We start from the raw sequence: 26,072 nt of genomic DNA, 5'->3' as shown, positions 1-26,072 counted from the left end.
CCACGCTCCGGAGGAGCAAAAGGAGCGTAGCATGTAGCCATGCTGGACGATGCGCTGAGGCCCATCCACGGTGGGCCCGATGGGGGTCCTGAGCCCCTCTACGACTTCTCCACCAACGCCAACGCCCTGGGGCCCAACCCGGTGATCCTGGAGTACCTCAGGCAGGCCGATCCAAGCCGCTACCCGGACCCCCTCTACCATAGAACCCACCGCCTTCTGGCCGAGGCCCACGGGGTTCCGGAAAGCCATGTGGCCGTGGGCACGGGCACCAGCGAAGTCATCCACCGCCTGGCCCGCTGGAACCACCTCAGGGGCCCCATCCTCCTCCTCAAGCCCACCTTCAGCGAGTACGCCAGGGCTGCGCGGGCCCTGGATCTGCCCCTTTTTGAGGCGGGAAGCCCGGAGGAGTTCCTGAGGCTTCTACCCCGAAGCTCCTTGGCCTTCCTCTGCGTGCCCAACAACCCCACGGGGGAGGTGTACCCCTTCCTGGAGGAGGCCGCACAACGGGCCGGGGGGGCCTTGGTGTTGGATTTGGCCTATTACCCCCTTATGGAAAAGCCCTTTCCCCTTCCCCAAGGAGCTTGGCGCCTGTACAGCCCCAACAAGGCTCATGGCCTCACTGGGATACGGGCCGGGTACCTTTTGGCCCCCATGGACCTCACTTCCTTCCGCCATCTGGCTCCTTCCTGGCCGGTTTCCGTCTACGGGGAGGCCCTCCTCTTAGGCCACCTGGACCCAGAGGCCCAGGGGTGGTTGGAGGAGAGCAAAAGGGAACTCATCCGCCTGCGCCGTCTCCTGGCCCAGGGCCTACGGGAGCTAGGCCTACCGGTGCGGGAAAGCCCGGCCAACTTCCTCCTGGTGCGGGTGGGGCAGCAGGCCACGGAGGTGGCCAGGAGGCTAAGGGAAAGGGGCATACGGGTAAGGGACGCCACCAGCTTTGGCCTGCCCGGGTGGCTAAGGCTTTCCGCCCAAAGAGAGGAGGCTATAGAGGCGCTCCTGGCAGCCCTCGCCGAGGCCCTGGCCGCGAGGATCTGATGGAGGACAGAACCCTGATGAGCGTGGAAAAGGGGTGGCTTAAAACATGGCCCTGGTTCCCCTCGCCTAGGGCACCTCGGCCCACTGGGCCAAGCCTGAAGGCCCAGAACGGCTGGGAGGGAACAGCGAAGGCTTGCACGTTGGCCAAGACCTCCTTCGTACCGGTTCTGGAGGTTCAGGGTGAAGGCTAAGGCGCTCATCATCTGGGGGACGGGAAGCGGGGTGGGAAAAAGCCTCATCACCGCTGGGCTCCTCAGGCACTTCCGGCGCTTGGGCCTCCGGGCAGCTCCCTTTAAGGCCCAGAACATGTCCAACCACTCCCGGGTGGTGGCGGGCGGGGAGATGGCCAGCGCCCAGTGGCTCCAGGCGGTGGCGGCAGGGACCGAACCCGATCCTCGCATGAATCCCATCCTCATCAAGCCCATGGGCCTCGAGGGAAGCCAGGTGGTGGTCCTGGGCCGGGTGGACCCCCTTCTTTCCCGGCTTTCCTGGAAGGAGCGTAGACCCCATCTGGAGGCTCCCGTACGGGAAGCCCTGGAGGCCTTGGGGAACGAGTTCGACCTCCTGGTCCTCGAGGGGGCAGGAAGCCCGGTGGAGCGGAACCTTTGGCCGGACCTCCCCAACCTTCAGGTGGCGGAGTGGGCGGGGGCCCAGGCCCTCCTGGTGGCCGACGTGGACCAGGGAGGGTCCCTGGCCGCCCTCTACGGCACCTGGGCCCTGCTGGGGGAGCACCGCGAGAGGCTCCTTGGCTTCGTCCTCAACAAGTTCCGGGGGGACATCCGCTTGCTGGAACCCGCCTACCGCCTCCTGGAGGGCTGGACGGGAATCCCGGTCCTAGGCACGCTGCCCATGCTGTCCCTGGAGTTACCCGAGGAGGATGGATTCCGCCACCACCCGAGAAAGAGCCTGGGCCCAAAGGTGGCCATCCTCCGCTACCCCCATGCCTCCAACCTGGACGAGTTCTGGCCTCTTTCGGAACTCGCCCAGCCTGTGTACGCCCGCACCCCCGAGGAGGCCCAGGGAGCCGAGCTCCTAATCCTCCCGGGAAGCCGCCTGCCCGCCAGGGACCTGGCCTGGCTCCAGGGCTTCCTACCCCTCCTGCGGGCCCACCTCGAGGCGGGAAAACCTGTGCTGGCCATCTGCGGGGGAGCGGAGATGCTGGCCCAGGCCATCCTTGACGAGGAGGGGGTGGAGGTCAAGGGGGTTTTCCCAGGCCTAGGCCTCCTTCCCTTCCAGGTGCGGATGCTCAGGGAGAAAACCGTACGCCCGGCCGGGGTGGTCTTCCGGGAGCTTTCCGGCTTCTGGGCCAGGTTGAACGGCCTGAGGGCCCAGGGTTACGAGATCCACCACGGCCAGGGGATCCCCTTGGTGCACCAGGAGGGGCCCCTTCTCGCCACCTGGCTTCACGGCCTTTTGGAAAATCCTGGGGTGCAGCGGGCTCTCTTCGGCCAAGAGGCCAAGGCCCTGGAGGCAGTCCTGGACCAGCTGGCCGACGCCTTAGAGGAGCACCTGGACCTCGAGCACCTCCACCGCCACCTAGGGCTTAGGCCAAACCCTTCCCCAGCGCCCAGGGGGAAAGAGGAATCCCTTGACCCCCCACCTCCCCCCGGCCTCATCCTCCTCCTGGGCGGGGCCAAAAGCGGGAAAAGCCGCCACGCCCAAAGGCTTGCCGGCCCCTGGGCCACCCTCATCGCCACCGCGGAGGCCCGGGATGGGGAGATGGCGGAGAGGATCGCCTGCCACCGGGCGGAACGTCCCCCCACCTGGGAAACCCTGGAAGAACCCTTAGACCTGGTGGAAGCCCTTAAGAGGGCCCGTTACCCCACGGTGGTGGTGGACTGCGTCACCCTTTGGGTTTCCAACCTTCTGGAGAGGGACCGCGATCCTCTCGCGGAAGCCCGGCGGTTCCTGGAAGCGGTTTCCTCCAGCGGCAAGCGGGTCATCGCCATCTCCAACGAGGTGGGGATGGGGATCGTTCCCGCAAACCCCCTGGCCCGGCGCTACCGGGACCTCTTGGGAGAGGTGAACGCCCTGCTGGCGAAGGCAGCCCAGGAGGTCTACCTGCTTATTGCGGGTAGACCCCTGAAGCTTTAGGAGAGCAGGTGGCGCATGCGTTTTTGGATCACCCGGGTAGCCCAAAGGGGGCTGATCCGGTAAAGCACATCCATGCTCCTGGCATCCTGGCCCAGGAGTATGCGGAAGGCATTCCGCTCCACTCCATCCAGTAGCATCTTCGCCGCCTTCGCTGGCTCCAGGATAGGGATCCTGGCTTCCCCACCCACCCTCGGTGCCTCAACCCCCGAGTGCTCGGCAATAGCCGTGCGCATGGCCCCCGGCAAAACCAGGGTAACCCGCACGGGGGTACCTTGGAGCTCCGCCCAAAGTCCCTCGGTGAGCAGCTTGAGGGCAGCCTTAGAGGCTCCATAGACCGTCTGCCCCGGTACGGGCAGAAATCCCCCCATGCTGGACACGTTGACCAGATGGGCCTCAGGCCGGGCCAAAAGCAGGGGTAAAAAGGCCTTTATCATATAGAGGGTACCGTAGAAGTTTACCCGCATCACCCGTTCTATGGTGGCGTAGTCCAGGTCCTGCAAGCGCTTGAAAGGCTGGATGATGCCTGCATTGTTGATGAGGCCATCCACGTCTCCATGTATGGCCACCACCTCCTGGGGAAGGGCTTCCACCCGTTCCCTATCGGTGATATCCAGCTGGTGAAGGCTTAAACTGGCCGCTTTGGCCCCTGCCTGCTCCCTGGTGGCCTCGAGGCCCTCCCGCCTTAGGTCCACCGCCGCCACCCGGGCACCCCGGTATAGCAGCTCCAGGGTGAGCGCCTGCCCTAAGCCACTTCCCGCTCCGGTGACCACCATCACCTTGCCGGCCAACCTCATCTGGACCCCCTATTTCCAGGGTACACCCCGAGCCCTCTGAAAGGGCTCGGGGCATCCCGGGGGTATCCCGGGGACCTCTTGGACCAGATCTAGGCAGCTAGACCCTTCCCCTAGCCTCCCACCTCTCCCGCAGCCGGGCGAAGAGGGCCTCCACCTTCTCCTTGGGGAGGATCACCTGTTCCGTGCGCCCCCGGCCAATCAGGTCCCCAAGCTCGTTGTAGGCCTCCATGCTGGCGTGAACCCGGTTTCCCTCGGTCCTTTCGTGCCGGGCCACGATCCTGACCCGCATCCCCGGGAGCGCCGAGGCCAGGTGGCGCACCTCTACGTAGCTGCCGATTCCCTCCTCCCCCTCCTCCAGGAAGGGGAGAATGATCTTGCGTCCGGCCAGCTCCATGTGCTTGGCCATCCAGTAGGTGGCGTAAACGGGATGGACTGGGCCGAGCTCCTCAAAGTCCACGGTCATCTCGGGGGTGACCACGGTCTCAAAAACCGCCTGGAAGCCAGGGGGAATGGGACGCATGGCTACTTCTTGCGCAGGTCCAGAACCCGCCTCAGCTTCCCCCCCTCGCTCCTCGGGGCCTCCCCCGGGGCCAGGAGGGTCACCTTCATGCTCACCCCGATGCTGTCCTTGATCTTGTGGGCCACCTTCTCCCTCAGGGCGTGGAGGCGGTGGTCCGCCTCGATGACCTCATCGGAAAGGGCTTTGCGCCCGATCTCCTGGAAGAAGGCTTCGGAAACCTCCACCTTGAGCTCGGCCTCGTCCAGGGTACCCTCCCGCCGCACCACGATCTGGTAGTAGGGCTCCACCTCGGGTATACCCGAAAGCACCGCCTCCACCTGCGTGGGGTACACGTTGACCCCGCGGATGATGAGCATGTCGTCGGTGCGGCCCAGGATGGGGCCCATGCGCACGTGCGTGCGACCGCAGGAGCAGGCCTCGTAGGTGAGGAAGGTGAGGTCCCCGGTCCAGTACCGCAAGAGGGGCACGGCCTCCTTGGTGAGGGTGGTGAAGACCAAAACCCCCACCTTGCCCTCAGGAAGGGGCTCGCCGCTATCCGGGTCCACCACCTCGGGCAGGAAGTGGTCCTCCCAGATGTGGCTCCCCTGCCGTTCCTCCACGCACTCGTTGGCAACCCCGGGACCGATGATCTCGGAAAGCCCGTAGATGTTGGTGCTCCTCACCCCAAGCCCCTCGTCCACCTGCTTCCGGATGGTCTCGGTCCAGGGCTCAGCGCCCAGCACGGCGTATTCCAGGGAGAGCTCCTCCGGGGAGACCCCCCGCTTCCTGAACTCCTCCGCCAGGGTCTGGGCGTAGGAGGGGGTGCAGGAGATCACCTCCGGGCGGAAGTCCTGAATGAGCATGAGCTGCCGCTCCGTCATGCCGCTGGAGACGGGGACCACCGTCATTCCCAAGGCCTCCGCCCCGCCGTGCAGACCCAAGCCCCCGGTGAAAAGCCCGTAACCATACGCGTTGTGGAGCATCATCCCCGGCTTAGCCCCCGCCGCGGCCAGGGAGCGGGCCACCACCTCCGCAAAGACCTGGAGATCGTTTTTGGTGTATCCCACCACGGTGGGCTTGCCGGTGGTGCCGCTGCTGGCGTGGATGCGCGCCAGCCTTTCCCGGGGCACGGCAAAGAGGCCAAAGGGGTAGTTTTCCCTGAGGTGGTCCTTTTTGGTAAAGGGGAGCTTAGGGAGGTCCTCGAGGGTCCGCACTCCCTTCGGGTCCACCCCTGCCTCGTCCAGAAGCCGCCGGTAGAAGGGCACCCTCTCGTACACGTAGGCCACGATGTTGCTAAGCCTTTCCTCCTGCAAAGCCCTGAGCTTTTTCCTGGACAGGGTTTCCAATTCCGGTTGGTACATCATCCCTCCTCCTTGCGCCAAGCGTTCTGTCCGGAAGATAGCCCTTCCCCTGCACCGGGAAAGGCATCTCCTCCCAGGCGAAACACCGTTCCCGTGAATAAGGCCACCAGTTTCCCCTCGGACACCACCTCCACCCGGTAGGTGGCGGTACGCCGGGAGAGGTTGACCTCCTGGGCCCTCGCCTCCACCCGCGCCCCGGCGGAAAGGGGACGGAAGTAATCCATGCGGCAGGATAGGGCCACGGCGGGCCCCCGGGAGTTGGAGGCCAGGGCGAAGGCGCTATCGGCGAGGGCATAGAGGAATCCTCCATGGACGGTGCCGTGGAGGTTTAAGTGCGCCTCCCCCACCACCCCGGCCACCACCGCCTCCCCCGGGGCCAGGTGCTGAATCTGAAGGCCCAAGGTCCGCATGAAGGCATCCTCCAGGTGTTCGCCCTGGGAAGCAGCCTGCCCCATTCCCTACCCCTCCTCCAGGTGCTCGCTTGGCGCAACCGCCACGTCCGGCTCCCGGGAAAGCCCCAGGTACGCCTCCACCACCCGGGGATCCTGCCTCAGAGCCTCGGCGGGCCCCTCGAGGACCATCTCCCCCGCCTCCAGCACCAGCCCGCGATCGGCCAAGGCCAAGGCCATCTTGGCGTTTTGCTCCACCACCAGGAGGGTGGTCCCCTGGCCCTTAAGCTCCCTCAGGATGCGGTAGATCTCCTGCACCATCAGGGGAGCCAGGCCCAGGGAGGGCTCGTCCAGAAGGAGAAGTCGGGGCCTGGCCATAAGGGCGCGCCCGATGGCCAGCATCTGCTGCTCCCCACCGGAAAGGGTGCCGGCGGGCTGCTTCCTCCTTTCCAAAAGCCTGGGGAAAAGGGTGTAGACCCTTTCCAGGTCCGGCCTCAGGTTCTCCCTGCGGCGAAAACGGGTAAAGCCTCCCAGGAGGAGGTTGTCCTCCACGGAAAGCCCGGGGAAGAGGGCCCGGCCCTCCGGCACTAGCACCAGACCCCGGGAAAGAAGGGCCTCCGGGCTTCGCCCCCGCACCTCCGCCCCGTCCAGGAAGACCTTCCCCTCCGCCTGGGCCAAGCCCAAGAGCCCCCTCAGGACGCTGGTCTTCCCCGCTCCGTTGGGGCCGATGAGGGTAAGGGCCTCCCCCTCCTTTAGGGAGAAACTCACCTCCCGCACCGCCTCGAGGGGCCCGTAGCGCACGGTGAGACCCTGAACGGAAAGGAGACTCATGCCACCTCCTCCTCTCCCAGGTAGGCCGCCCGCACCAAGGCGTTCCTCTGGACCTCCTTGGGCGTGCCCTCGGCGATCTTCTCCCCGTAGTTCATCACCACCACCCGGTCTGCCAGGCCCATGATGAGGTCCATGTCATGGTCCACGATGAGCACCGTGTAGCCCTCCCTGGCCAGGGAGCGGAGGAGGGAGGCAAGCTCCCGCTTCTCCTGGGCCCTGAGCCCCGCGGCGGGCTCGTCCAGGAGGAGCACCTCGGCCCCCGAGGCCAGGAGCCGGGCGATCTCCAGCAGGCGCTGCTGGCCCACGGAAAGGCGCTCCGCCTTTTCCAGGGCCAAGGACTCCAGCCCCACCCGCTTCAAGGCCCGGTAGGCGGTGGCCAAGGCCCGCTCCTCTTCCTTCCGGGAAAAGCCCAGTAGCGCCTGGATAAAGCCCGCCCGGGTACGGCTGTACGTGCCCAAAGCGGCGTTTTCCAGCACCGTAAGCTCCAGGAAAAGGTGCGGGTGCTGGAAGGTGCGCCCCAGACCCAGGGAGTGGATCCGGTAGGGAGGGAGTCCCGTGATCTCCTGACCGAAGAGACGGACCTGGCCCCGGTCGGGGAGCAAGGCCCCCGCCACCAGGTTGAAGGTGGTGCTCTTCCCCGCCCCGTTGGGGCCGATCAAGGCCAGGATCTCCCCCCGCCTCAGGTTGAAGGAAACCCCTGCCACCGCCATCAGTCCCCCGAAGGACTTCTGCAGGCCCTGGACCTCCAGAACCACCTCACCCCGGGGGCCGTCGGGATTTTTGAGGGAAAGGGGTTCCGCCTTGGGTAGCCCTGGATCCCGGCTCGGCAGGTACCGCTCCACCATGGGCCAGAGGCCCTTGGGGGCCAGGATGAGGATCAGGGCCAGAATGAGGCCATAGCCGATGGTTTCGTAGTTGCCCTGCCGCCCCAAGAGGAGGGGCAGGAGGTCCTTTAGCCAGTCCTCGAGGCCGGTGAAAAAGGCCGCCCCCAGCATCACCCCGGGAATGCTCCCCACCCCCCCGGCCACGGCCATCACCAGGTACTTGATGGAAGCCTCCAGGGAAAAGGGCGTGGGGTTGACGAAGCGCAGGAAGTGGGCGTACAGGAAACCCGCTAGGCCGGCTATAACCCCCGAGAGCAAAAAGGCTTTGAGCCTGAGGGCTGCCGGGTCCACGCCGAAGCTGGCCGCCGCCAGGGCATCCCCCCTCAGGGCCAGAAGGGCCCGCCCGATACGGCTTTGGCGCAGGTTGTAGAGGGCCAGGACCAGGAGGACCAGGAGAAAAAGGGTGAGGAAGGCGTAGCGGAAGCCGGTGTCCAGGGAGATGCCGAAGAGGTGGATCGGGGGAAGATCCGTAAGCCCCGTGTGCCCCCCGGTGAGCCCCACCAGGTTCCCCGCCAGGATGTACAGGGCCACCTGCCAGGCGATGGTGGAAAGAGGAAGAAAATGCCCCTTAAGCCGCACCGTCAGAGCACCCAGGAGCAAAGCCAAAAGAAGGGCGGAAAGGAGCCCGGCCCCAAGCCCAAGCCAAGGGGAAAGCCCAGCCTTGACCGTGAGGAGGGCGGTGGCGTAGGCCCCCATGCCCATGAAGGCCGCCTGGGCGAAGCTGGTCATCCCCGCTAGACCCGTGAGCACGTAGAGGGAGAGGGCCACCATGGCGGAGAGGGCGAAGAAGTTCAGGAGGGTGAGGTAGTAGGGGAAGGGGGACAGGGCCAGGGGCAACAGGAGCAACAAAAACCAGAGGTAGCGCATCACTCCTCCACCGTTCGCGCCCGCAGGCTCTGGTAGAAGAGAGCGGGCACCAAGAGCAGGAAGACCAAGGCCTCCTTGTAGGCGCTGGCGTAGAAGCTGGTGAAGCTCTCAAAGAAGCCCACAAGGAGGGCTCCCAAAAAGGCCACCGGGTAGCTGGCAAGCCCCCCCAGGATGGCGGCCACGAACCCTTTAAGCCCCAGCATGAAGCCCATGAAGTAGGCGGCGTTGATGAGGGGGGCCAAGAGAAGCCCGGAAAAAGCCGCCAAGAGGCTGGCGATGCCGAAGGCCGCCATCCCCGCTTCCTCCGGGCGTATCCCCAAGAGCCTGGCCCCAAGCCGGTTCTCCGCCGCCGCCAAAAGCGCCTTTCCGAAAAGGGAGAAACGGAAGAAGAGGTAAAGGGCCATTAGGCTCAAGGCGGCGAAGAGGAGGACCAGAACCCCCTGCCAGGAGAGGCCCACCACCACCTCACCCGAAAGGAGAGGGGCGGGACGGAACTGCTCGGGACCGAAGAAGACGAGGCCCAACCCCTGGTAGGCCACGTGAAGGCCCACGGCCATGATGAGGAGGGAAAGCACCGTGGCCCCCCGCATGGGCTGGAAGAAGACCCGGTAGGTGGCCACCCCCAGGTACACCACGAGGAGCACCGCCGCCAGATAGGCCAAGGGAGGAACCCCTTTAGCTAGAAGGAAGAGGAGGAAAAGCCCCACCCCGCCCACAAGGGGCAGAAGGGCTCCCCGGCCCCGGGCCATGAGGGCCCAGGCCCCTCCCAGGGCCAGGGCCAGCCAAAGGGTGCCGGGGAGCTTGCCCTCGAGGAGCCACACCAGGGAAAGGGGGGCGAACATCAGAAGCTCCCCAATGAGCACCAGGATCACCCGGGTGACGGCAAAGACCAGAACCAGGGACAGGGCCAGAAGGCCGTAGACCACCCCGTTTTGCAATCCGTCCAAGAGGAGGAAGCTGAGGATGGTGGCGTCCATGGTTTAGCGGAAGATGCGCTCCAGCTTCCAGCGGCCGTTCTCCACCCGGACCATCACCGCGGCATCCTCAAAGCGCAGGCCCAGGTGGTCCTCCTTGCTGAAGGTGAAGACCCCGTGGGTGGCCACCAGGTTCCGGGTGGCCTCGATCTCATCCCGCAAGGCAGCGCGGAAGGCGGCGAGGTCCTTGGCCGGGTCAGCCCGCTTCAAGGCCCGCTCCAGGGCCGGCTTCAGGATCAGCCAGGCATCCCAGGCATGGGAGCCGAAGGTGGAGTAGCTGCCGATGCCGTACTTGGCCTCGTAACGCTGGATGTAGTCCAGGGCCACCCGCTTGCTGGGGAAGGTGCCGGGAAGTTGCTCCGCCACCAGGATGGGACCGGCCGGGAGAAGGGTGCCCTCCACGTCCTTGCCCCCCACCCGCAGGAAGTCGGGGTTGGCCACCCCGTGGGTCTGGTAGATGAAGCCGGCATAGGCCCGCTCCTTCAGGGTGCGCTGGGGAAGCACGGCGGGGGTGCCGCTGGCCCCGATCAAGACCGCATCGGGCCGCCGGGCGATGATGCGCAACACCTGGCCGGTTACGGAGGTATCCGTCCGGTTGTAGCGCTCGCTGGCCACCACCTGCAGGCCCTTGGCCTTGGCCTCCGCCTCGAAGAAGCGGGCCCAGCCCTCCCCGTAGGCGTCGTTAAAGCCGATGTAGGCCACGGTCTTGACCCCCCTGGCCACCATGTCCGCCACGATGGCCCGGGCCATGAGCTCCTCCGTCTGGGGGGTCTTGAAGACCCAGTGCCGCTGGGCGTCCACGGGGTAGATGATGTCCTTGCTGGCCGCCAGGGAGATCATGGGCACCTTGGCCTCGGCCACCACGGGGATCATGCCCAGGGAAGCCGGGGTGGTGGTAGTGCCGATGACGGCCACTACCCCCTCCTCCACCAGGCGGCGGGTATTCCGCACCGCCTGGGTGGTATCCGAGGCATCCTCCAGGATCACGAACTGCACCTTGCGCCCGGCCACGCCACCCGTGCGGTCCAGCATCTCCTGGAGCATGAGGAAGGTGTTCCGCTCGGGAATGCCCAAGGAGGCGGCAGGGCCGGTGGCCGAGACCACCACACCCACCTTGAGAGCCTCCTGGGCCAGGGCAGAAAGGCCTAAAACCAACAGGGCTACCAACCAGCGCTTCATCTTCTTCCCCTCCTTCGTCTCTTTCCCACCCTCTATTCCCACCGGGCGAGACCCGGATTGGGTCTAACTAACGACCGTTTGCCTTCCAGTTTAACCAGGGACTTCTGTCCCGTCAAGCTAGGTCACGTGCTCGGGGATGCCGACAAGGGGCGAGGACCGCGTGGGCAAGGGCTTTCCCTCGAGGTCCAAAAGCAGGCTTCCCTCCAGGAACCAGCTCTTTGGGGTCCTGTGCCCCCAAAGGGTCTGCCGCCTGGGGTCATTCAGGCTCCAGCGCACCGGGGGCAGGTCGGGGTCCACGGTGAGGTAGTCGGAGGTGTAAAGCTCGATGCGGTGCCCGTCCGGGTCCTTGAGATAGAGGAACATGGCGTTGGAGATCCCGTGCCGCCCGGGCCCCCTTTCGATCTGGTTCGTCCTGCGGGCTCCCGCCAGGATGTCCGCCGCCTTCAGGATGGCCATGGGGTCGGGAAGCCAGTAGGCGAAGTGGTGGAGCCTCGGGCCCTCTCCATTGGTGAAGGCCACGTCGTGGACGTTCCCCTTGCGGTGGAGCCAGCTGGCCCAAAGCCTCCCCTCATCGTCCTCCGTGTACTCGGTGAGGCGGAAGCCCAGCCTCTCCTGGTAATAGCGGGTGGCCCGCTCCACCTCGGGGGAGAAGAGGTTCAGGTGGTCGATGCGCAGAATCCCCGGCCCCCGGTAGAGGTGGTACTCCTGCAACATGCGGGGAAGCTTCTCGGCCCCCGCGTAGAACACCAGGGGATAGCCGAAGGGGTCCTGAACGCGGAGCATCCTGGGCCTACCCCAGTCCGTTTCCAACCGGTGGGGAAGCCCTTCCTGTTCCACCCAGGCCTGGGCCTCTTCCATCCCCCTCTCGTCCACCTTGAAGCCCAGGCTCCGCACCGCGGGAAGTTCCGCCTGGGTGAGCTTCAGGCTCCACTCCAGCTCCTCGTAGCCCCGGAGGTAGGCGCTTTTCCCCTCCTTGCGCTCCAGGCGGAAGCCCAAAAGCCCCTCGTAGAACTCCAGGCTTTTCTCCAGGTCCCTCACCCAAAGCTCTATGAACCCCACCCTCACGATGGCCATACCAACCTCCTGTATCCCCGGCCGAAGTACACCAAGGGAAGGCCCGGCTCCCCCAGCTCCACCGCCTCCACCCGGCCCACCACCAGCCGGTGGTCCCCCCCGGGGTAGGCCGCATCCAGGCGGCAGCGCAGCACCGCCAAGGCCCCTGGCACCCTGCCGTCCACCAACCCCACCCCTTCCTGGGGTTTGCCGGCAAAGTGCTGGGAGACCGCCTCCTGCCCTTCCCTCAGAACGCTAACGGTGAAGGCCCGGGAGGCCTCCAGAAGGGGCAAAAGCCTCGCCTTCTCGTGGATGCCCAGGGCCACCAGGGGAGGCTCGAGGCTCAAGGACATGAAGGCGGTGGCGGTCATGCCCCGCTCCTCCTCCCCCAGCCGGGCGGACACCACGGTCACCCCGGCGGCAAACCGGCTTAGGGCCTCCTTAAAGGCCTCCCTCAAGGCCTCGTCCGGCTTGGGCAAACCCGCAGGCCCCTCGGGAAAGGCACCCGTCACGCCTCCACCTCCGCAAACACGGAAAGCGCCCTCTTCAGGTAGGCGCGGATCCGCTCCTTGTAGGGCTCTTTATCGTAGACGCTAAAGAGGGTCTGGTACATGCGCACCGGATCCCCGAAGAAGAAACGCTCGTAAAGCTCCTGCCGGGCTCCGAATCCCGAGAGGGTCATGTCCCAGGCCAGGCGGAAGAGGGCCACCCGCTCCTTGGCCTCGAGGGTAGCCCCCTGCAGATACTTGTCCAGCAAGGGAGCCAGGGGCCCCTTAAAGTCCCGCTCCGAGGGCAGGGTGATCAGGCCGCTGGCTCCGATCTGCTCCAGGATCTCCCTAAGCCGGGGATACAGCCTGGGGTACAGGTTCCTCGCCCCGTCCAAGGCCCCCCGGTCGGGTACCAGCAGGCCAAAGGCATTCTCCTGGGCCTCCTCCTCCGCCCGGGTCCAGAAGGCCCGCATGGCCTCCAGGTAGACGATGATCTCGGCGATCTTCTCCTGTACGTGGCTGTAGGCGTCGGCCCCGATCCCCTCGGCCATCAAGGCCGCCACCCCCAGAAAGGCCTCGGTCTTGGCGGTCTTCAAGGCCACCACCTGGTGGGCCATGTGGTTCAAGGCCCCGGTGGCGGCATAGGCGTTGTTGCAGAGCTCCACGTTCCCCAAAATGAAGACCCGCTCCCAAGGGACCAATACATCGTCAAAGATCACCAGGCAGTCCATCTCCTCGAGGCGGCTGCTAAGGGGGTAGTCGAAGGGGCTATCCCCTCCCACCAAGGCCTCGCGGCAGACGAAGTGAAGGCCCGGGGTGGAGGTGGGCAGGGCGAAGGCAATGGCGTACTTCTCGTTGCCCGGCCCCTCCTTAAGCAGGGTGGAAGGAAAGATGAGGACCTCATCCGCCAGGGGAAAGGTGGCGGTCATGCGGGCTCCCCGCACCACGATGCCCTTTTCCGTCTGACGCACCACCCCCACGGGGATGTAGGGGTCGGGCTGGGCCGAGGGAGGCTTGGCCCGGTTCACCTGGGGGTTGGTGAGGGCGTGGGTGGTGGCCAGGTCGTGGTCGCGGAGGTAGCGGTAGTAGGCCCGCACGTTGTCGGCAAACTCCCCGAAGTACTCGGCGCTTTTGGCATAGGCCATGACCACGGCGTTCAGGTAGTCCGGGCTACGGCCCATCATCCCCAGGTTCTGGTCGGCCCAGAGCTTGTAGCCCTGGCCCCGCCGCTTCAGGTCCTCCTTGGTCTTGGGGATGAGGAAGCTCATCCCGTGCCGCTTCCCCTCCTCCTCGTAGGTGAGGGCCTCCCGGTACCGGGGGTCGTGCTGCAGGTCGTATAAAGCCGCCATGGTGCGCACGATGCCCCGGAAGACGGGATGGGTGGTGGGGTCCTCTACCTTTTCCCCCTTGTACCAGAGGTTGGGGGGCCGCTCCTTCAAGGCTTCCAGATACTCCGCTCCTGTTCTCGCCATCCTCTCACCTCTTTCCGAACTTGGGCACGTGGGGGGGCCTTAGGGGAAGCCCCACGGCCTTGAGGTCGGTGTAAAACTCAAGGGCATAAAGGCCACCCTCCCGCCGCTCCCCGCTGGCCTTCACCCCGCCAAAGGGGGTGGGCAGGTGGCGCACGTTGTGGCTGTTCAGGTAGACGAGGCCCGTCTCTAGCTCCAGGGCCAGGCGATGGGCCCTTTCCAAGTCCCGGGTGAACACGTAGGCCGCAAGGCCATACCGGGTGTCGTTGGCCTTCCTAAGGGCTTCCTCCTCGTCCTTGAAAGGAATGGCCACCAAGACGGGCCCGAAGATCTCCTCCTGGGCGATTTTCATGTGGTTTTCCCCCACGAAGAGGGTGGGCTCCAGGTAGTTCCCCTGGGAAAGATCCTCCCCGCGGAAGGAGGTGGTGGCCCTCCTTCCGCCCACGAGAAGCCTTGCCCCCTCCTTAAGGCCCGCCTCCACATACCCCAAAACCCTCTCCAGGTGCTCGGGGTGGATGAGGGGGCCCACCTCGGTCTCGGGGTCCAGGGGATGGCCCACCCGGATGGCCCGTGCCCTTTCGGCTACCCTCTCCACAAAGGTTTCAAAGATGGACTCCTCCACCAGGAGGCGGGAGCTCGCTGTGCACCGCTCCCCGTTGAAGGAGTAGATCTGGAAGACCACCGCATCCAAAGCCCTTTCCAAATCGGCGTCGGCAAAGACCAAGGCCGGGCTTTTCCCGCCAAGCTCCAGGGAAAGCCGCTTAAGGTGGCGGGCGGCGTTTTGCATGACGATCCTCCCGGTTTCCGTCTCCCCGGTGAGGGTGATGAGGGGAACGAGGGGATGGGCCACCAGGGCAGCCCCCGCCTCCTCGCCGTAGCCCTGGACCAGGTTGAAGACCCCAGGGGGAAGGTCCGCCTCCTGCACGATCTCCGCCAGCTTGCTGGCGGTTAAGGGGCTCCACTCCGCGGGCTTCAGGACCACCGTGTCCCCAAAGGCCAGGGCCGGGGCGATGCGCCAGGTGGAAAGCATCAGGGGAGCGTTCCAGGGAGTGATGATGCCCACCGGCCCAGCCGGGACCCTCAGGCTGTAGTAAAGCCAGTCCCGGTCCACGGGGAAGGTGCGGTCCTCCATGGCGTGCTCGGCGTACTCGGCGTAGAAGGCGAAGTTCTCCGCGGAGCGGGCCACCTGGGCCTTGACAATCCGCAGCACCTGCCCAGCATCCAAGGCCTCCACCACCGCCAGCTCATCCGCATGCTTTTCCAAAAGCTCGGCGATCCTCAGGAGGTAGCGCTTCCTCTCCCGGGCCGGGGTGCGGCTCCACCGCTGGAAGGCCTCGTGGGCCGCCTTGGCCGCCCGGTCCACTTCCCTTTCCCCGCCCCGGGCCGCATGGGAGAGCACCTCGTTGGTGGAAGGATCCAAGGTGGGGAAGACCTCCCCGCTTTCCGAGGGGCGGAACTCCCCGCCGATGAAGTGGAGGGCCGTCCACCCCTTTAGGGCGTTTCGAATGGCCTCGATCCTTTCCCAGGGAATCCCTGCCACCTGGTCCGGGTACCTCATGCCTCCTCCTCTATGGGGTTTTCCAAAGCGCCAAGCCCTTGGATCTCCAGCCGCATCACATCCCCGGGAAGCACCCGGCTTATGCCCTTGGGCGTCCCGGTGAGGATGACGTCGTAGGGCTCCAGGGTCATGAACTCGGATATGTACTCCAAAAGCTCCGCCACGCTGTAGAGCATCCTCGAGGTGTGCCCTTCCTGACGAAGCTCCCCGTTCACATAGGCCCTCAGGGTAAGGTTCTGGGGATCCTCCACCTCCCCCACCACCAGAAAGGGCCCAAGGGGGCCAAAGGTATCCCGTCCCTTGGCCCGGATGGGGGGACGGAAGGTGTTGGAAACGTAGTCCCGCACCACCAGGTCGTTGGCGATGGTGTATCCCAGGACGTAGTCCAAGGCCTCCTTGGCCTTCACCCTGCGCATGGGCCGGCCCACCACCACCGCCAGCTCCACCTCGTAATGCATGTACTCCGCCCCTTTTGGGTAACGCACCACGCCCTTATGGGGAAGGAGGCTATTGTTCGGCTTCCAAAAAAGCGCGGGCTCCGCAATACCTGTTTGCCCTTCGGGCAAAGCACCGGGACGGGAAAGGCCCAGCTCCTCGGCATGGTCCGCATAGTTCAGGGCCACCCCGATCACCTTGCCGGGGGTGAAGGGAAGGAGCCAGGTGACCCCCTCGGGATCATGGGCCTCCCCAGCTTCGTCCAGGAGGACGCCTTCCCTATAAACCCCGTGATGGAGCCTTCCCTTAGCCAGGAAACGGCAGAGCTTCATCCCTCCTCCCCGATCAGGCGGTAGCGCCGGGCCATGGCCCTAAGCCTTTCCTCCACCTCGGGGGTGGTGGGACCCAAGGGGAGGCGCCACTCCTTCTCCAAAAGGCCCATCCAGGAGAGCACCGTCTTCAGGGGAATGGGATTCGTGTCCCAGAAGATGGCCTCGTTGGCCTCGAGGAGGTGGTAATGAAGCTCCCTGGCCCCCCGGAAATCCCCCGCCAGGGCCAGCTCCGTGAGCCTCGCCACCTCTTTGGGGAGCCAGTTGGCGGTGGCGGCGATGGTCCCCACCGCTCCCAGGCTCATCATGGGCAGGGTGAGGCTTTCCAAGCCGCAGAACACCAGGAAGTCCTGGCTCACCTCCTGGAAGAGCTGGGAGAGGTACTCCAGGTCCTTGGAGGAATGCTTGAGCCCCACGATGTTGGGAAAGTCCCGCCTGAGGCGGGCCACGGTCCTGGGGGCGATCTCCACCCCTGCCCGGCCCGGGATGTTGTAGATGAGAATGGGAAAGTCGGGCACCGCCTGGGCCACCTCGGCGAAGTAGCGGTAAAGTCCCTCCTGGTTGGGTTTAACGTAGTAGGGGACGATGACCATGGCTCCCTGGGCCCCTGCTTCCCTGGCGAAGCGGGTGAGCTCGAGGGTTTCCTCAAGCCTGAGGGCCCCGGTGCCGGGGATGACGGGAACCCGGCCCGCCGCCTGCTCCAGGGCGATCTCGATCACCCGCTTTCGCTCCTCCAGGGTCTGGGTGCCGGGCTCGCCCGTGGTGCCCCCCACGCTAAGACCATGGGAGCCCCCTTGGATTACCCGCTCCACCAAACCCCGTAGGGCTTCCTCGTCGATCCGGCCTCGCCGAAAGGGTGTGGGTAAGGGAGGAATGGACCCGCGGAACATGCTGCTCCTTTCGCCCCTTAGGATGGCCCTCCCGGCCCGGGAGGGCAACTGTAAGGAGCACAAGATTGCGCCCATATTTGTTCCTTGACACAAAATGACCCCCCTTGCACCCTGGTCGAGGCGGGTATATTGTGCAAACCAACAATGCCCATGCCAGAGTTTAGCCAAACCTCCATTACCTTCCTCCATCTGGTCCAAGACCTGGGCCTCGAGGTCCTGGTCCCCTCCTATAGGCCAGTCCTCTACCTCCTGGAGGGGGCCAAGCCCCTCCTGCCCCTGGAGGGAGCCCTTCTCCTCACCCGCCCCGAGGGAAACCTCTGGCGCTACCGCACCGCTTCCGGCTTCCTCCTTCCGGCCCCGGACCCGGAACTCCTGGAGTATGCCCGGAAGGAGGGCCTGGGGGTAGCGGTCTACCCTCCTTGGCTGAAGCGGGAGGAACTGGCCAAGGCGGTGGCCCTGCGCCTCTTCCACCTGGGCTCGGGCCTGGGGATGGCCGGGCTTTTGGACCTCCTGTTGAAGCTTCCGGAAAGGCCCTTCCTGGAAGTCCTCTACCAGGCCACGGGCCTGGCCCTGACCCGGGTAGCCCCCTGGGGAGAGGTGCTGGGATTTGCCGGCCCCGTGCCTCCCCAGCACCCCAAGGAGCCCGGGGAAGGCCGGGGATGGCTTTCCCTTGAGGCAGGGGAGGGTGTTCTGGTGGCCTACGGGGAGGAGGAGGGTCTACGGCAGGCCCGGGGCCTTCTGGAGGTGGCCGCCCGGCTCCTCCGGGTGCGGGCCCTGGAACGCTCCCTGGAAAGGATGCGGGAGGAATCCCTGGGCGGGGCGCTCCTGGAGGGCCTCATCCTGGGGGAAGCGGAACCCGACCGGCTCTTCGCCTTTGGCTTCACCGAGGGGGTGGAGTGGGTCCTGGCCCTGGTGGAACCCAAGGCGGTACCGGGCCGCCACCGGCTGGCGGAGGAGCAGAGGCGGGAGGCCACCCTGGAACTAAGGCGCCGGGCCGGCACCTTCCTGGACCGGCTGGGCGTGCCCTACCTCCTCACCACCCGGGGAAACCGCCTGGCGGCCATGTGGCAGGTGCACAACCCCAAGAAGGAGGCGCAAGACCTCCTTTCTGCCCTGCCCCCGGGAAGCCGGCTGGGGTATTCCGCGGTCCACGCCGCTGGCGATGAGGTGCAAAACGCCTACCGCGAGGCCCTCATCGCCCTCAAGGCGGCCCGGGCGGGGGAGGCCCTTTCCTTCAGCGGCCTGGATCCCGTGGCCTTTGTGCTTCTCCAGCAGTCCCCCGAGGACCTGAAGGCCCTGGTGGAACGCTACCTACCCCTGCCCCCGAAGCTCCTGAAGACCCTCGAGGTGTACATGGCCACGGGCAGCGTGGAGGAGGCGGCCTCTTCCCTCCACATCCACCCCAACACCCTGCGCTACCGCCTCAAGCGGATCGAAGCCGCCCTGGGCTCCCTGTCCCGACCCGAGGTCCTGGCCCAGGTCCACCTGGCCCTCAAGGCCCAAGACCTCCTGATGGGGTAAGATCCCTATATGCCAAAGCTCAGGGTGCTTCTCCTGGTCCTCCTGCTTTTGGGCGGCGTGGGCTTTGCCCAGACCCTCCTGGAGGCCACCGCCGTGGTGGCCTTGGCCTCCAGCCTGGACCCAGCGGTGCGCCTGCCGGCGGGAAGCTACAAGGCCAAAAAACCTGAACCCCTCCTCCTTCGCTTTCCCGAGGCCAAGGGGTATGCCCTCGAGGCCTTCGTGGCCAAAGGCATCGCCAGCAGGCTCCACGCTGCTTTCGTCCAGCAGGTGCTCACCAGCTTCGCCGCCGCAGGCTACTTCGTGGAGAGGCAGGAGGAGAAAACCATAGATGGGGAGGTGCGAAGCCTTTACCTCCTCAAGGACAGCCTGGGCCGGTCCGCCATCCTCCTGGTGGTGCGCAAGGGGGAGGAACTGGTCTACGGGTTCGGGAAAAAGCGTTAGCACCCCAAGCGTTAGTGCTTTGCTTCACGATTCAAGCTGCTCGTGCCTGTTGTCTCACCCAAACCCACCCCTTTAGCCAGGCCACAAAGCCGAAGGAAAAGCGTGCCCGTCTCCTGGGCTAAACCTCCGCCAAGTCCACCCGTTCCAGCACGGGGAGGGCCCTAAGGGCCTCCAGCACCTCCGGGTTAGGCTTCTGGTCCACGGTGAGCACAAAGAGGGCCCTTCCGCCGGGCACGTCCCGGCCCAGCTGCATTCCGGCGATGTTCACCCCGGCCTCGCCCAGGAGGGTTCCCACCTGGCCCACCACCCCCGGCCGGTCGTAGTTGACGCAGACCAGCATGTACCCCTCCGGCACCACCTCGAGGGCATAGTCGTCGATGCCCACCAGGCGGGGCTTACCCGCCATCACCACCCCGCGGGCCCGGCGCTCCTCCTGGTCGGTGGCAAGGCGCACCTCCAGAAGCCTGGTGTACTCCCCCGCCTCCTCCTGCCTGCGGGTGACAAGCCGGATGCCCCGGTCCTTAAGGAGGGGCCTGGCGGAAACCAGGTTCACCATCTCCTCCCCCAGCACCCGGGAGAGGAAGCCCTTGGCCACGGCGCTGGCCACGGGCTCGGGGTCCTTTTCAAACCGGCCCAGGAAGCTTACCTCCAGCACCTCGGGCCGGCCCCGGGTGATCTGGGCAAGAAGCTTCCCCAACGCCTCCCCCAGGGGCAGGAATCCCCTCAGGGCCTCGAGGGCCTCGGGATCAAACCCGGTGTTCAGGGCATAGGAAAGATCCCCCTCCAGGGTGCGCACCACCCGCTCCAAAACCGCCTCCCCCACCCGGTCCTGGGCCTCAAAGGTGTTGGCCCCCAGGTGGGCGGTGAGAACCACCTTCGGGTGGTTAAGAAGCGGGTGGTCCTTGGGGGGAGGCTCCTGGGCAAACACGTCCAGACCCGCGGCGAACAGGTGGCCTTCCTCCAACACCTCCAACAGGGCCTTCTCGTCCACGATGCCCCCTCTGGCGGCGTTCACCACCACCGCCCCCCGGGGGAGGAGGTAGAGTTCCCTCCTCCCGATCATCCCCCGGGTTTCCTCGGTGAGGGGGGTGTGGACGGTGAGGAAGTGGCTCTGACGGAGGAGGTCGGAAAGGTCCTCCAGGAGCTCCACTCCCAGGCTCTCCGCCCGGGTCCGGGGGATGTAGGGGTCGTAGGCCAAGACCCGCATCTCAAACCCCTTGGCGAAGCGGGCCACCTGGCTTCCGATCCTCCCCAGGCCGACGATGCCCAGGGTTTTCCCCTTAAGCTCCAGGCCCAGGAACTTCCGGTCCCACTCCCCGGCACGGATCTTGCGGTCGGAAAGGGCGATGCCCCGGGCCGCCGCCAAGAGAAGACCAAAGGCCAGCTCCGCCGCCGAGCGGGTGTTGGCCTCGGGGACGTTGACCACCAGGATGCCCAGGCGGCTTGCCGCCTCGAGGTCCACGTTGTCCACGCCTACCCCGCCCCGTCCCACCACCTTGAGCCGCTTGCCCCGCTTCAGTAGCTCAGCATCCACCTGGGTTCGGCTCCGGGTGATGAGGGCATCGTAGGCGGGGATGATCTCCAAAAGCTCCTCCCGCCCGATCCCCGGCCGGTAGTCCAAAAGCACCCCTGGGTACTTCACATCCCCAAGCCGCATCTCGTCGGACACCAAGACCCGCCACATATACCCTTGACCCTAGCAGAAAGCCCCTCTTCCAGCAACAAGCCCGGTACACTACACCACAAGCCTGTGGTATCTTGTCCAGGACCGAGAGGAGGAGGTATGAAAGTAGCCCTGGTAACCGATTCCACCGCCGACCTGCCCAAGCCCCTAAGGGAGCGCCTGGGGGTACGGGTAGTGCCCCTTTACGTGAACCTGGGGGGGCGCATCTACAAGGACTGGGAGGAGATCACCCCCGAGGAGATCTTCAAGAAGGTGCGGGAGGGGGAGGCCTTTCCCACCACCAGCCAGCCTTCCCCTGAGGATTTCCAGCGAGCCTACCAGGAGGCCCTGCAGGAGGCCGACCACGTGCTTTCCATCCACATCTCGGCCAAACTCTCGGGCACCGTGCAGTCCGCCCTTCTTGCGGCGCAAAACTTTCCGGAGCGGATCACCGTCTTTGACAGCCAGGCCGCTTCCTTGGGGATAGGCATGATGCTCCTGCGGGCCCACGAGCTCTTGCAAGCAGGCCAGGCCCTGCCCGAGGTCATCCGCGAGCTTGAGCGCATCCGCCAGGATCACTTCGTGCGCTTCAGCGTGGCCACCCTGGAGTTTTTAAAGCGGGGCGGGCGGATCGGCGGGGCCCAGGCCCTGTTGGGTACCCTCCTGGGCATCAAGCCCATCCTGACCCTGAGGGAAGGCCGGGTGGAGGCGGCGGGCCGGGCCCGGGGGGAAAGGAAAGCCAGGGAGGAGATCCTCAAGGACTTCCAGGCCTGGGCCAGGGGAAGGGAGCACATCCGGGCCTTCTTCCTTTATGGCGCTGAGGAAAACGCCGTAAGGGAGCTTAAGGAGATGGTTTTGGCCTCGGGCCTTCCCGTGGAAGAAGCCCTGGTGAGCGAGCTGGGAGCGGTGATCGCCAGCCACACCGGGCCCGGCACCTACGGGTTCTATGCCTACAGCCTCTAAAGTAGCCTTCGTGGCCGACTCCACCTTAGGCCTGAGCCCCGAAGAGGCCTTAAAACAGGGCATTCACGTGGTGCCCCAGCAGGTGATCTGGGGGAATAGAACCCTCCGCGACCAGCTGGACATCACCGACGAGGAGGTCCTAGACCTCCTGCGCCGAGGGGAGCGGCTTTCCACCAGCCAGGTGGCCCTCGAGGACCTGCGCTCCACCTACGAAACCCTCCTGCAAACCCACGAGCGGGTGCTTTCCGTCCACGTGTCCGGCCACCTCTCGGGAACCGTGGCCACCGCCATGGCGGTGGCCCGGGAGTTCGGGGAAAGGCTCAAGGTGCTGGATTCCTGGTCCCTGAACGGGGGCCTCCTCTTGGTGCTGGAGGAAGCCCGCCGGCTTCTGGGAAGAGGGGTGGCCTGGGAACACCTGGAGGAAGCCGTTGCCCCCTACCGGGAGAGGGTGCGGGGCTATGTCCTCCCCGAAACCCTTATCTACCTGCACCGCTCCGGGCGGATCTCCGGCCTGCAGAGGTTCATGGGCGGGCTTCTCAGCATCCTTCCGGTGCTGGAGGTCAAGGGGGGCCAGGTCCTGGCTGGTCCGCGCGTGCGGGGCTTCAAGGAGGGCCTGCGCAGGCTGGTGGAGCTCTTCCGCCGGGACTTCCCGGATGGGGGACTCGTTTACCTGGCCCATGCGGGCAACCCGGAGGGCGCCAGGACCTTGGGCGAGGCCCTGAGAGCGGAAGGCGTGGAGGTCTTGGGCACCTTGCGGGCAGGGGCTGCGGTGAGCGTCCACGCGGGCCCGGGCACCGTGGCCCTCTTCGCCGGGCCCAGGAGGTAAGGCATGCGGGCGGTGGTGCAACGGGTTTCCGAGGCCTTCGTGGAGGTGGAAGGCGAGGAGGTGGGCAGGATCAGCCTCGGGCTTCTGGTCCTCCTGGGGATCGGGCACGGGGACACGGTGGAGGACGCCCTTTACCTGGCGCGCAAGATCGTGGCCCTGCGCATCTTCCCCGATGAGGCCGGAAAGATGAACCTCTCCCTCAAGGAGGTGGGCGGGGAGGTGCTCCTCGTGAGCCAGTTCACCCTTTACGCGGACACCCGCAAGGGAAACCGACCCTCCTTTGTCCAGGCGGCCCCGCCCGACTTGGGCAAGCGCCTCTACGAAGTGGCCATAGAGGCCTTCCTGCAACAGGGCGTGCACGTGGAAACCGGGGTCTACGGGGCCCACATGCGGGTGCACCTGGTGAACGATGGCCCCGTGACCCTCATCCTGGACTCGGAGGCAAAAGCGGAGAGGTTCAGGAGCCGCTGACGGGCTGGGGAGTCCCGAAGAGGTACCCCTGGGCGAACCGGTACCCAAGGCGCGACAACCAGGCCCGCTGCGCCTGGGTTTCCACCCCTTCCGCCACCAGCTCCAACCCCAGCTCCCGGGCCAGGCTCAAGGAAGCCCGGAGGACCGCATGGGATTTGGGATTCTTCCCAAGCCCGGCGGTGAAGCTCCGGTCCATCTTGACCATGCAGAAGGGATGTTGGATCAAGGTGTTGAGGGAGGCGTAGCCCTGGCCAAAGTCATCCAGGACCAGCCCGAACCCCATTTCCACCAGCTCCTGTAGCACCTCCTCCACCCCCTGGGCCAGGGCGTACTCGGTGATCTCAAACCGCACCCCCTTGCCCCGCAGGCGGGAGGCCGCCTCCAGGAACCGGGGGTCGCGCAGGGTCTGTGGCGAAAGGTTCACGTGCCAGACACTATTCTCGGGCAGGTTCTCCACCCGGCGGAGCACGTAAAGGTCCAGCTCCCGGATCAACCCGGTTTCCTCCGCCAGGGGGATGAAAACCCCCGCAGGCCAGAAGCTCCCCTCCCTGGGCCAGCGCACCAGTACCTCCGTGGCCACGGCCTCGAGGGTGGAAAGATCCACGATGGGCTGGCCGAACAGGACCAACTGGCCTTCCCGCAAGGCTTCCTCCAGGGCGGCCAGGACCTCCACCCGCTCCATGTAAGCGGCCTCCAGCTCCCGGTTGAAGTAAGCGATCCCCCGGCCCTTCTTGGCCTCCCGCAGGGCGAGGTCCGCCCGCCGGAGGAGTTCGCCCAGGTTCCGCCCGTCCGTGGGGTAGGCCACCACCCCCACGGAGATCCCCAGCTTGGCCTTTTCCAAGGCGCTTGGGGCGCTGGCCTGCAAAGCCCGTGTCAAGTCCTGATAAAACCCCAGGACCTTTCCCGGTTCAAGGGGAAGCACGAAGAGGAACTCGTTATCCCCCAAGCGGTAAAGCTCCCCGCCCTTGGGAAGGAGTTCCCCCCAGGCCCGGGCCGCCGCCGCCAGGAGCATATCCCCCACCTTCCGGCCATGTATCTGGTTAAACTCCCCGAAGTTGTCCAGGTCTGCCAGCACCAGGACAAGGGATTCATCCCCTTCCCGCCAGGCTTCCTCCAAGAAGGCCCGGTTGGGTAGGCCGGTAAGGGGATCGTGGTAGCGGAAGTACCGGGCCTGCACCTGGGCCCGCTCCCACGAGAAAATCATCTCCAACCAACGGGCCAGGAAACGGAAGGGATCCAGGGCCTCGTCAGGGAAAGGAGCCTGGAAGGCATCCAGGTACAGGGCCCCGATGGCTTCCCCCTCCACCTCGAGGCGGGCGTAAAGGGTTTCCTTAAGCTCCCCAAAACGCCCCCTTTGCCAAAGGATCTCCCCCTTTTCCGGGGGCAGGTGCCGGAGGAACTCCCCAAGCACCGCCCCAGACACCCGGCCCTGAGGAGCCTGGGCCTGTAGGGCGTAAACCTCCTCGGGAGCAAGGCGCACCTCCCTTAGCCCGGGGTCATGCCCCGTAAGGGCCACGAAGGAGAAGTTCCCGTCCCGGTTTCGTAAAAGGAGGCTTCCCGCCTCCGCCCCTGGAATGGCCTCCAGGACCTTTTCCAGAAAGTGCTGGAAGAAGGAGCGGCCCATCCCCTCCTGCAAAAAGCGCTCCAGCATCTGGATGAGCACCTGTTGGATGCGGTAAAGGCTCCACTCCCGGGTGATGTCCCGCCCCGTGGAGGCATAGGCCACCACCTGGCCCTGAAGGTTCCGTATGGGGGTGAGGATCTCGTCCTCCACCACCAGCCGCCCATCCTTTCGGCGGTTATAGAAGATGCTTCGGAATACTTGGCCTCGCCGCAAGGTATCCCAAAGGTCCCTATAAAAGGCTTCCGGGTGCTTGCCCGACTTGAAGATGCGGGGATTCTGCCCCAGGAGCTCTGAAGGATCATACCCTGTCTGGGTATATAGGGCTGCGTTCGCATAGGTGATGCGCCCCTCCAGGTCCGTGGTGAAAATGCCCTCCGGCACCTGCTCCACCAGCTGGGAGAGGAGGTGGGCCTGGGCCAGGGCACGGAAGCGTTCCAGGGCCTTCCCCGCCATATGAGCCAGGTCCTGGAGGAGGGCCACCTCCTCCGGGTCAAAGGCATCCGGCTCGGGAGCGTACACGTTAAGGGCACCAAAAATCCTCTTCCCGATCCACAAAGGGAAAGCGGCGCTGGAGGCGAAGCCAAAGCGCTGGGCCCGAAGGCGCCAAGGGCCGTAGTTCGGGTCCTCGCCCACATCCCTCAGCACCTGGGGCTCGCCCAGGCGGATGGCCCTTCCCGTGGGACCCTGACCCTCGGGGGTTTCGTCGTGGCGCACCACCACTTCCTCCAGGTACCCCACTGCCCCCGCCCCCTCCAGAGGGCGCACCCGGCCGTCGGGCAGGGCCTCCCCCACCCAGGCCAGTGCGTAGCCTTCCTCCACCAGCAAAGCGCACAGGCGCTGGAAATACTCGGCCTCGTCCTGGGCCTCGAGGGCCACCTGGCTGGCCCGGTGCAAAACCCTGGCCGCCCTCTCCGCCCGCTCCCTGAGCACCGCCAGGGCCAGAAGGCCCGCGGCCATCTCCAACATGGCCTTGGCAGTGCGGGAGAGTCTTGCCCCTGGCTCCAGGTACAGATTCAAGACCCCCAGAACCCGCTCTCCCAGCTTGAGGGGAAGGATGGCATGGCCATGGGGAGGCATCCCCGGGTAGGTAATCTCGTGGGCCTCATCCACCTCAGGCGTCCAAAGCGGCTCCCCCGTGAGCCCCACCCGCCCGCACAGGCACCGGCCCAAGGGAAAAAGGGCACAGGAGGTCTTCAGGGGTTCATCCAGACGGTACTCCGCCACCAGGCGGAGGCTTTCCCCCTGCTTAAGGAAGATGGCCCCCCGGGCCTGTAAACCAAGCCACGGCACCTCAAGGAGAGCCTGGAGGAACTCCTGCAGCCTCGCCTGTAAGGGAGCTTCCTTTAGGAGGATCCGGGAGAGCTGAAGGGTTACCTGGGTTCGCCTGGGCATGGACCTACCTACCTGCCTGCATCGTAGCCCTAAATGGTTAAG

General features: G+C 65.7%; 23 protein-coding genes. 7 read left to right on the top strand and 16 right to left on the bottom strand.

The window, feature by feature from the left end; genetic code table 11:
• Nucleotides 1-39 precede the first annotated feature (39 nt).
• Together TNMX_RS00275 and TNMX_RS00270 are read left to right on the top strand one after the other, a co-directional pair.
• The gene (locus tag TNMX_RS00275; RefSeq protein WP_038028227.1) at nucleotides 40-1,035 is read left to right on the top strand and encodes a histidinol-phosphate transaminase; all 996 of its coding nucleotides are present in this window, start codon (nucleotides 40-42) and stop codon (nucleotides 1,033-1,035) included.
• 180 nt (nucleotides 1,036-1,215) lie between these two features.
• Complete coding sequence (locus tag TNMX_RS00270; RefSeq protein ID WP_038028226.1) at nucleotides 1,216-3,129, top strand: cobyric acid synthase; 1,914 nt, start codon at nucleotides 1,216-1,218, stop codon at nucleotides 3,127-3,129.
• Here the strand turns inward: TNMX_RS00270 and TNMX_RS00265 are convergent.
• The 14 genes from TNMX_RS00265 to hpaI form a co-directional block, all read right to left on the bottom strand.
• Nucleotides 3,126-3,923 carry an SDR family oxidoreductase gene (locus TNMX_RS00265; protein WP_038028225.1) on the bottom strand — a complete coding sequence of 266 codons (798 nt, stop codon included), beginning with the start codon at nucleotides 3,921-3,923 and terminating at the stop codon, nucleotides 3,126-3,128. The genes TNMX_RS00270 and TNMX_RS00265 overlap by 4 nt on opposite strands.
• A 97-nt stretch (nucleotides 3,924-4,020) precedes the next feature.
• Entirely contained in the window at nucleotides 4,021-4,443 is a 423-nt protein-coding gene (locus TNMX_RS00260; protein WP_038028224.1) for a thioesterase family protein, read from the bottom strand.
• Nucleotides 4,444-4,445: 2 nt separating this feature from the next.
• Complete coding sequence (locus TNMX_RS00255) at nucleotides 4,446-5,783, bottom strand: phenylacetate--CoA ligase family protein (RefSeq protein WP_038028223.1); 1,338 nt, start codon at nucleotides 5,781-5,783, stop codon at nucleotides 4,446-4,448.
• Entirely contained in the window at nucleotides 5,783-6,238 is a 456-nt protein-coding gene (gene paaI / locus TNMX_RS00250) for a hydroxyphenylacetyl-CoA thioesterase PaaI (protein WP_038028222.1), read from the bottom strand. The genes TNMX_RS00255 and paaI overlap by 1 nt, the downstream gene beginning before the upstream one ends.
• 3 nt (nucleotides 6,239-6,241) lie before the next feature.
• Nucleotides 6,242-7,003 (bottom strand): ABC transporter ATP-binding protein, encoded by a 762-nt coding sequence (locus TNMX_RS00245; protein WP_038028221.1) that lies wholly within the window; start codon nucleotides 7,001-7,003, stop codon nucleotides 6,242-6,244.
• Nucleotides 7,000-8,754, bottom strand: coding sequence for an ATP-binding cassette domain-containing protein (locus tag TNMX_RS00240; protein WP_038028220.1), 1,755 nt, complete (start codon nucleotides 8,752-8,754; stop codon nucleotides 7,000-7,002). The genes TNMX_RS00245 and TNMX_RS00240 overlap by 4 nt, the downstream gene beginning before the upstream one ends.
• On the bottom strand, nucleotides 8,754-9,731 hold the full coding sequence (locus tag TNMX_RS00235; protein ID WP_015716948.1) for a branched-chain amino acid ABC transporter permease: 978 nt from the start codon (nucleotides 9,729-9,731) through the stop codon (nucleotides 8,754-8,756). Before TNMX_RS00235 ends, TNMX_RS00240 begins: the two co-directional genes overlap by 1 nt.
• A gap of 3 nt (nucleotides 9,732-9,734) precedes the next feature.
• Nucleotides 9,735-10,907, bottom strand: coding sequence for an ABC transporter substrate-binding protein (locus TNMX_RS00230; RefSeq protein WP_015716947.1), 1,173 nt, complete (start codon nucleotides 10,905-10,907; stop codon nucleotides 9,735-9,737).
• A gap of 117 nt (nucleotides 10,908-11,024) precedes the next feature.
• Nucleotides 11,025-11,981, bottom strand: coding sequence for a 3,4-dihydroxyphenylacetate 2,3-dioxygenase (gene hpaD, locus TNMX_RS00225; RefSeq protein WP_038028219.1), 957 nt, complete (start codon nucleotides 11,979-11,981; stop codon nucleotides 11,025-11,027).
• A complete protein-coding gene (hpaC, locus tag TNMX_RS00220) occupies nucleotides 11,969-12,418 on the bottom strand; it encodes a 4-hydroxyphenylacetate 3-monooxygenase reductase subunit (protein ID WP_038028244.1) in 450 nt (149 codons plus the stop codon). Before hpaC ends, hpaD begins: the two co-directional genes overlap by 13 nt.
• A gap of 50 nt (nucleotides 12,419-12,468) precedes the next feature.
• Nucleotides 12,469-13,920, bottom strand: coding sequence for a 4-hydroxyphenylacetate 3-monooxygenase, oxygenase component (gene hpaB / locus TNMX_RS00215; protein WP_038028218.1), 1,452 nt, complete (start codon nucleotides 13,918-13,920; stop codon nucleotides 12,469-12,471).
• 4 nt (nucleotides 13,921-13,924) lie between these two features.
• Nucleotides 13,925-15,475, bottom strand: coding sequence for a 5-carboxymethyl-2-hydroxymuconate semialdehyde dehydrogenase (hpaE, locus tag TNMX_RS00210; RefSeq protein WP_038028217.1), 1,551 nt, complete (start codon nucleotides 15,473-15,475; stop codon nucleotides 13,925-13,927).
• Nucleotides 15,472-16,242, bottom strand: coding sequence for a fumarylacetoacetate hydrolase family protein (locus tag TNMX_RS00205; RefSeq protein WP_019550548.1), 771 nt, complete (start codon nucleotides 16,240-16,242; stop codon nucleotides 15,472-15,474). The genes hpaE and TNMX_RS00205 overlap by 4 nt, the downstream gene beginning before the upstream one ends.
• Nucleotides 16,239-17,129, bottom strand: a complete 891-nt coding sequence (gene hpaI, locus TNMX_RS00200) for a 2,4-dihydroxyhept-2-ene-1,7-dioic acid aldolase (RefSeq protein WP_038028216.1) — start codon at nucleotides 17,127-17,129, stop codon at nucleotides 16,239-16,241. The genes TNMX_RS00205 and hpaI overlap by 4 nt, the downstream gene beginning before the upstream one ends.
• A 144-nt stretch (nucleotides 17,130-17,273) precedes the next feature.
• On the opposite strand from hpaI, the gene TNMX_RS00195 reads away from it, so the two are divergent.
• Both TNMX_RS00195 and TNMX_RS00190 read left to right on the top strand, forming a co-directional pair.
• Nucleotides 17,274-18,650: a CdaR family transcriptional regulator gene (locus TNMX_RS00195; protein ID WP_038028215.1), complete on the top strand. Its 1,377-nt coding sequence runs from the start codon at nucleotides 17,274-17,276 to the stop codon at nucleotides 18,648-18,650.
• A gap of 9 nt (nucleotides 18,651-18,659) precedes the next feature.
• Entirely contained in the window at nucleotides 18,660-19,091 is a 432-nt protein-coding gene (locus tag TNMX_RS00190; RefSeq protein ID WP_019550544.1) for a hypothetical protein, read from the top strand.
• 118 nt (nucleotides 19,092-19,209) lie between these two features.
• Here TNMX_RS00190 and serA read toward each other — a convergent pair whose 3' ends face one another.
• Nucleotides 19,210-20,775: a phosphoglycerate dehydrogenase gene (gene serA, locus TNMX_RS00185; protein WP_038028214.1), complete on the bottom strand. Its 1,566-nt coding sequence runs from the start codon at nucleotides 20,773-20,775 to the stop codon at nucleotides 19,210-19,212.
• Between the two features lie 99 nt (nucleotides 20,776-20,874).
• Here serA and TNMX_RS00180 point away from each other — a divergent pair, with 99 nt between their 5' ends.
• The 3 genes from TNMX_RS00180 to dtd are packed head-to-tail and all read left to right on the top strand — an operon-like array spanning nucleotide 20,875 to nucleotide 23,014.
• Nucleotides 20,875-21,717: a DegV family protein gene (locus tag TNMX_RS00180; RefSeq protein WP_038028213.1), complete on the top strand. Its 843-nt coding sequence runs from the start codon at nucleotides 20,875-20,877 to the stop codon at nucleotides 21,715-21,717.
• Entirely contained in the window at nucleotides 21,701-22,543 is an 843-nt protein-coding gene (locus tag TNMX_RS00175; RefSeq protein WP_038028212.1) for a DegV family protein, read from the top strand. Before TNMX_RS00180 ends, TNMX_RS00175 begins: the two co-directional genes overlap by 17 nt.
• Nucleotides 22,544-22,546: 3 nt before the next feature.
• Complete coding sequence (dtd, locus tag TNMX_RS00170) at nucleotides 22,547-23,014, top strand: D-aminoacyl-tRNA deacylase (protein ID WP_038028211.1); 468 nt, start codon at nucleotides 22,547-22,549, stop codon at nucleotides 23,012-23,014.
• Here dtd and TNMX_RS00165 read toward each other — a convergent pair.
• Nucleotides 23,001-26,030: an EAL domain-containing protein gene (locus TNMX_RS00165; protein WP_038028210.1), complete on the bottom strand. Its 3,030-nt coding sequence runs from the start codon at nucleotides 26,028-26,030 to the stop codon at nucleotides 23,001-23,003. The two genes, dtd and TNMX_RS00165, sit on opposite strands and share 14 nt — an antisense overlap.
• Between the last annotated feature and the right edge of the window lie 42 nt (nucleotides 26,031-26,072).

It is taken from the genome of Thermus sp. NMX2.A1 (assembly GCF_000511705.1).
In the GTDB taxonomy this organism is placed as follows: Bacteria; Deinococcota; Deinococci; order Deinococcales; family Thermaceae; genus Thermus; species Thermus scotoductus.
This window is presented reverse-complemented; position numbering and strand designations above follow the sequence as displayed.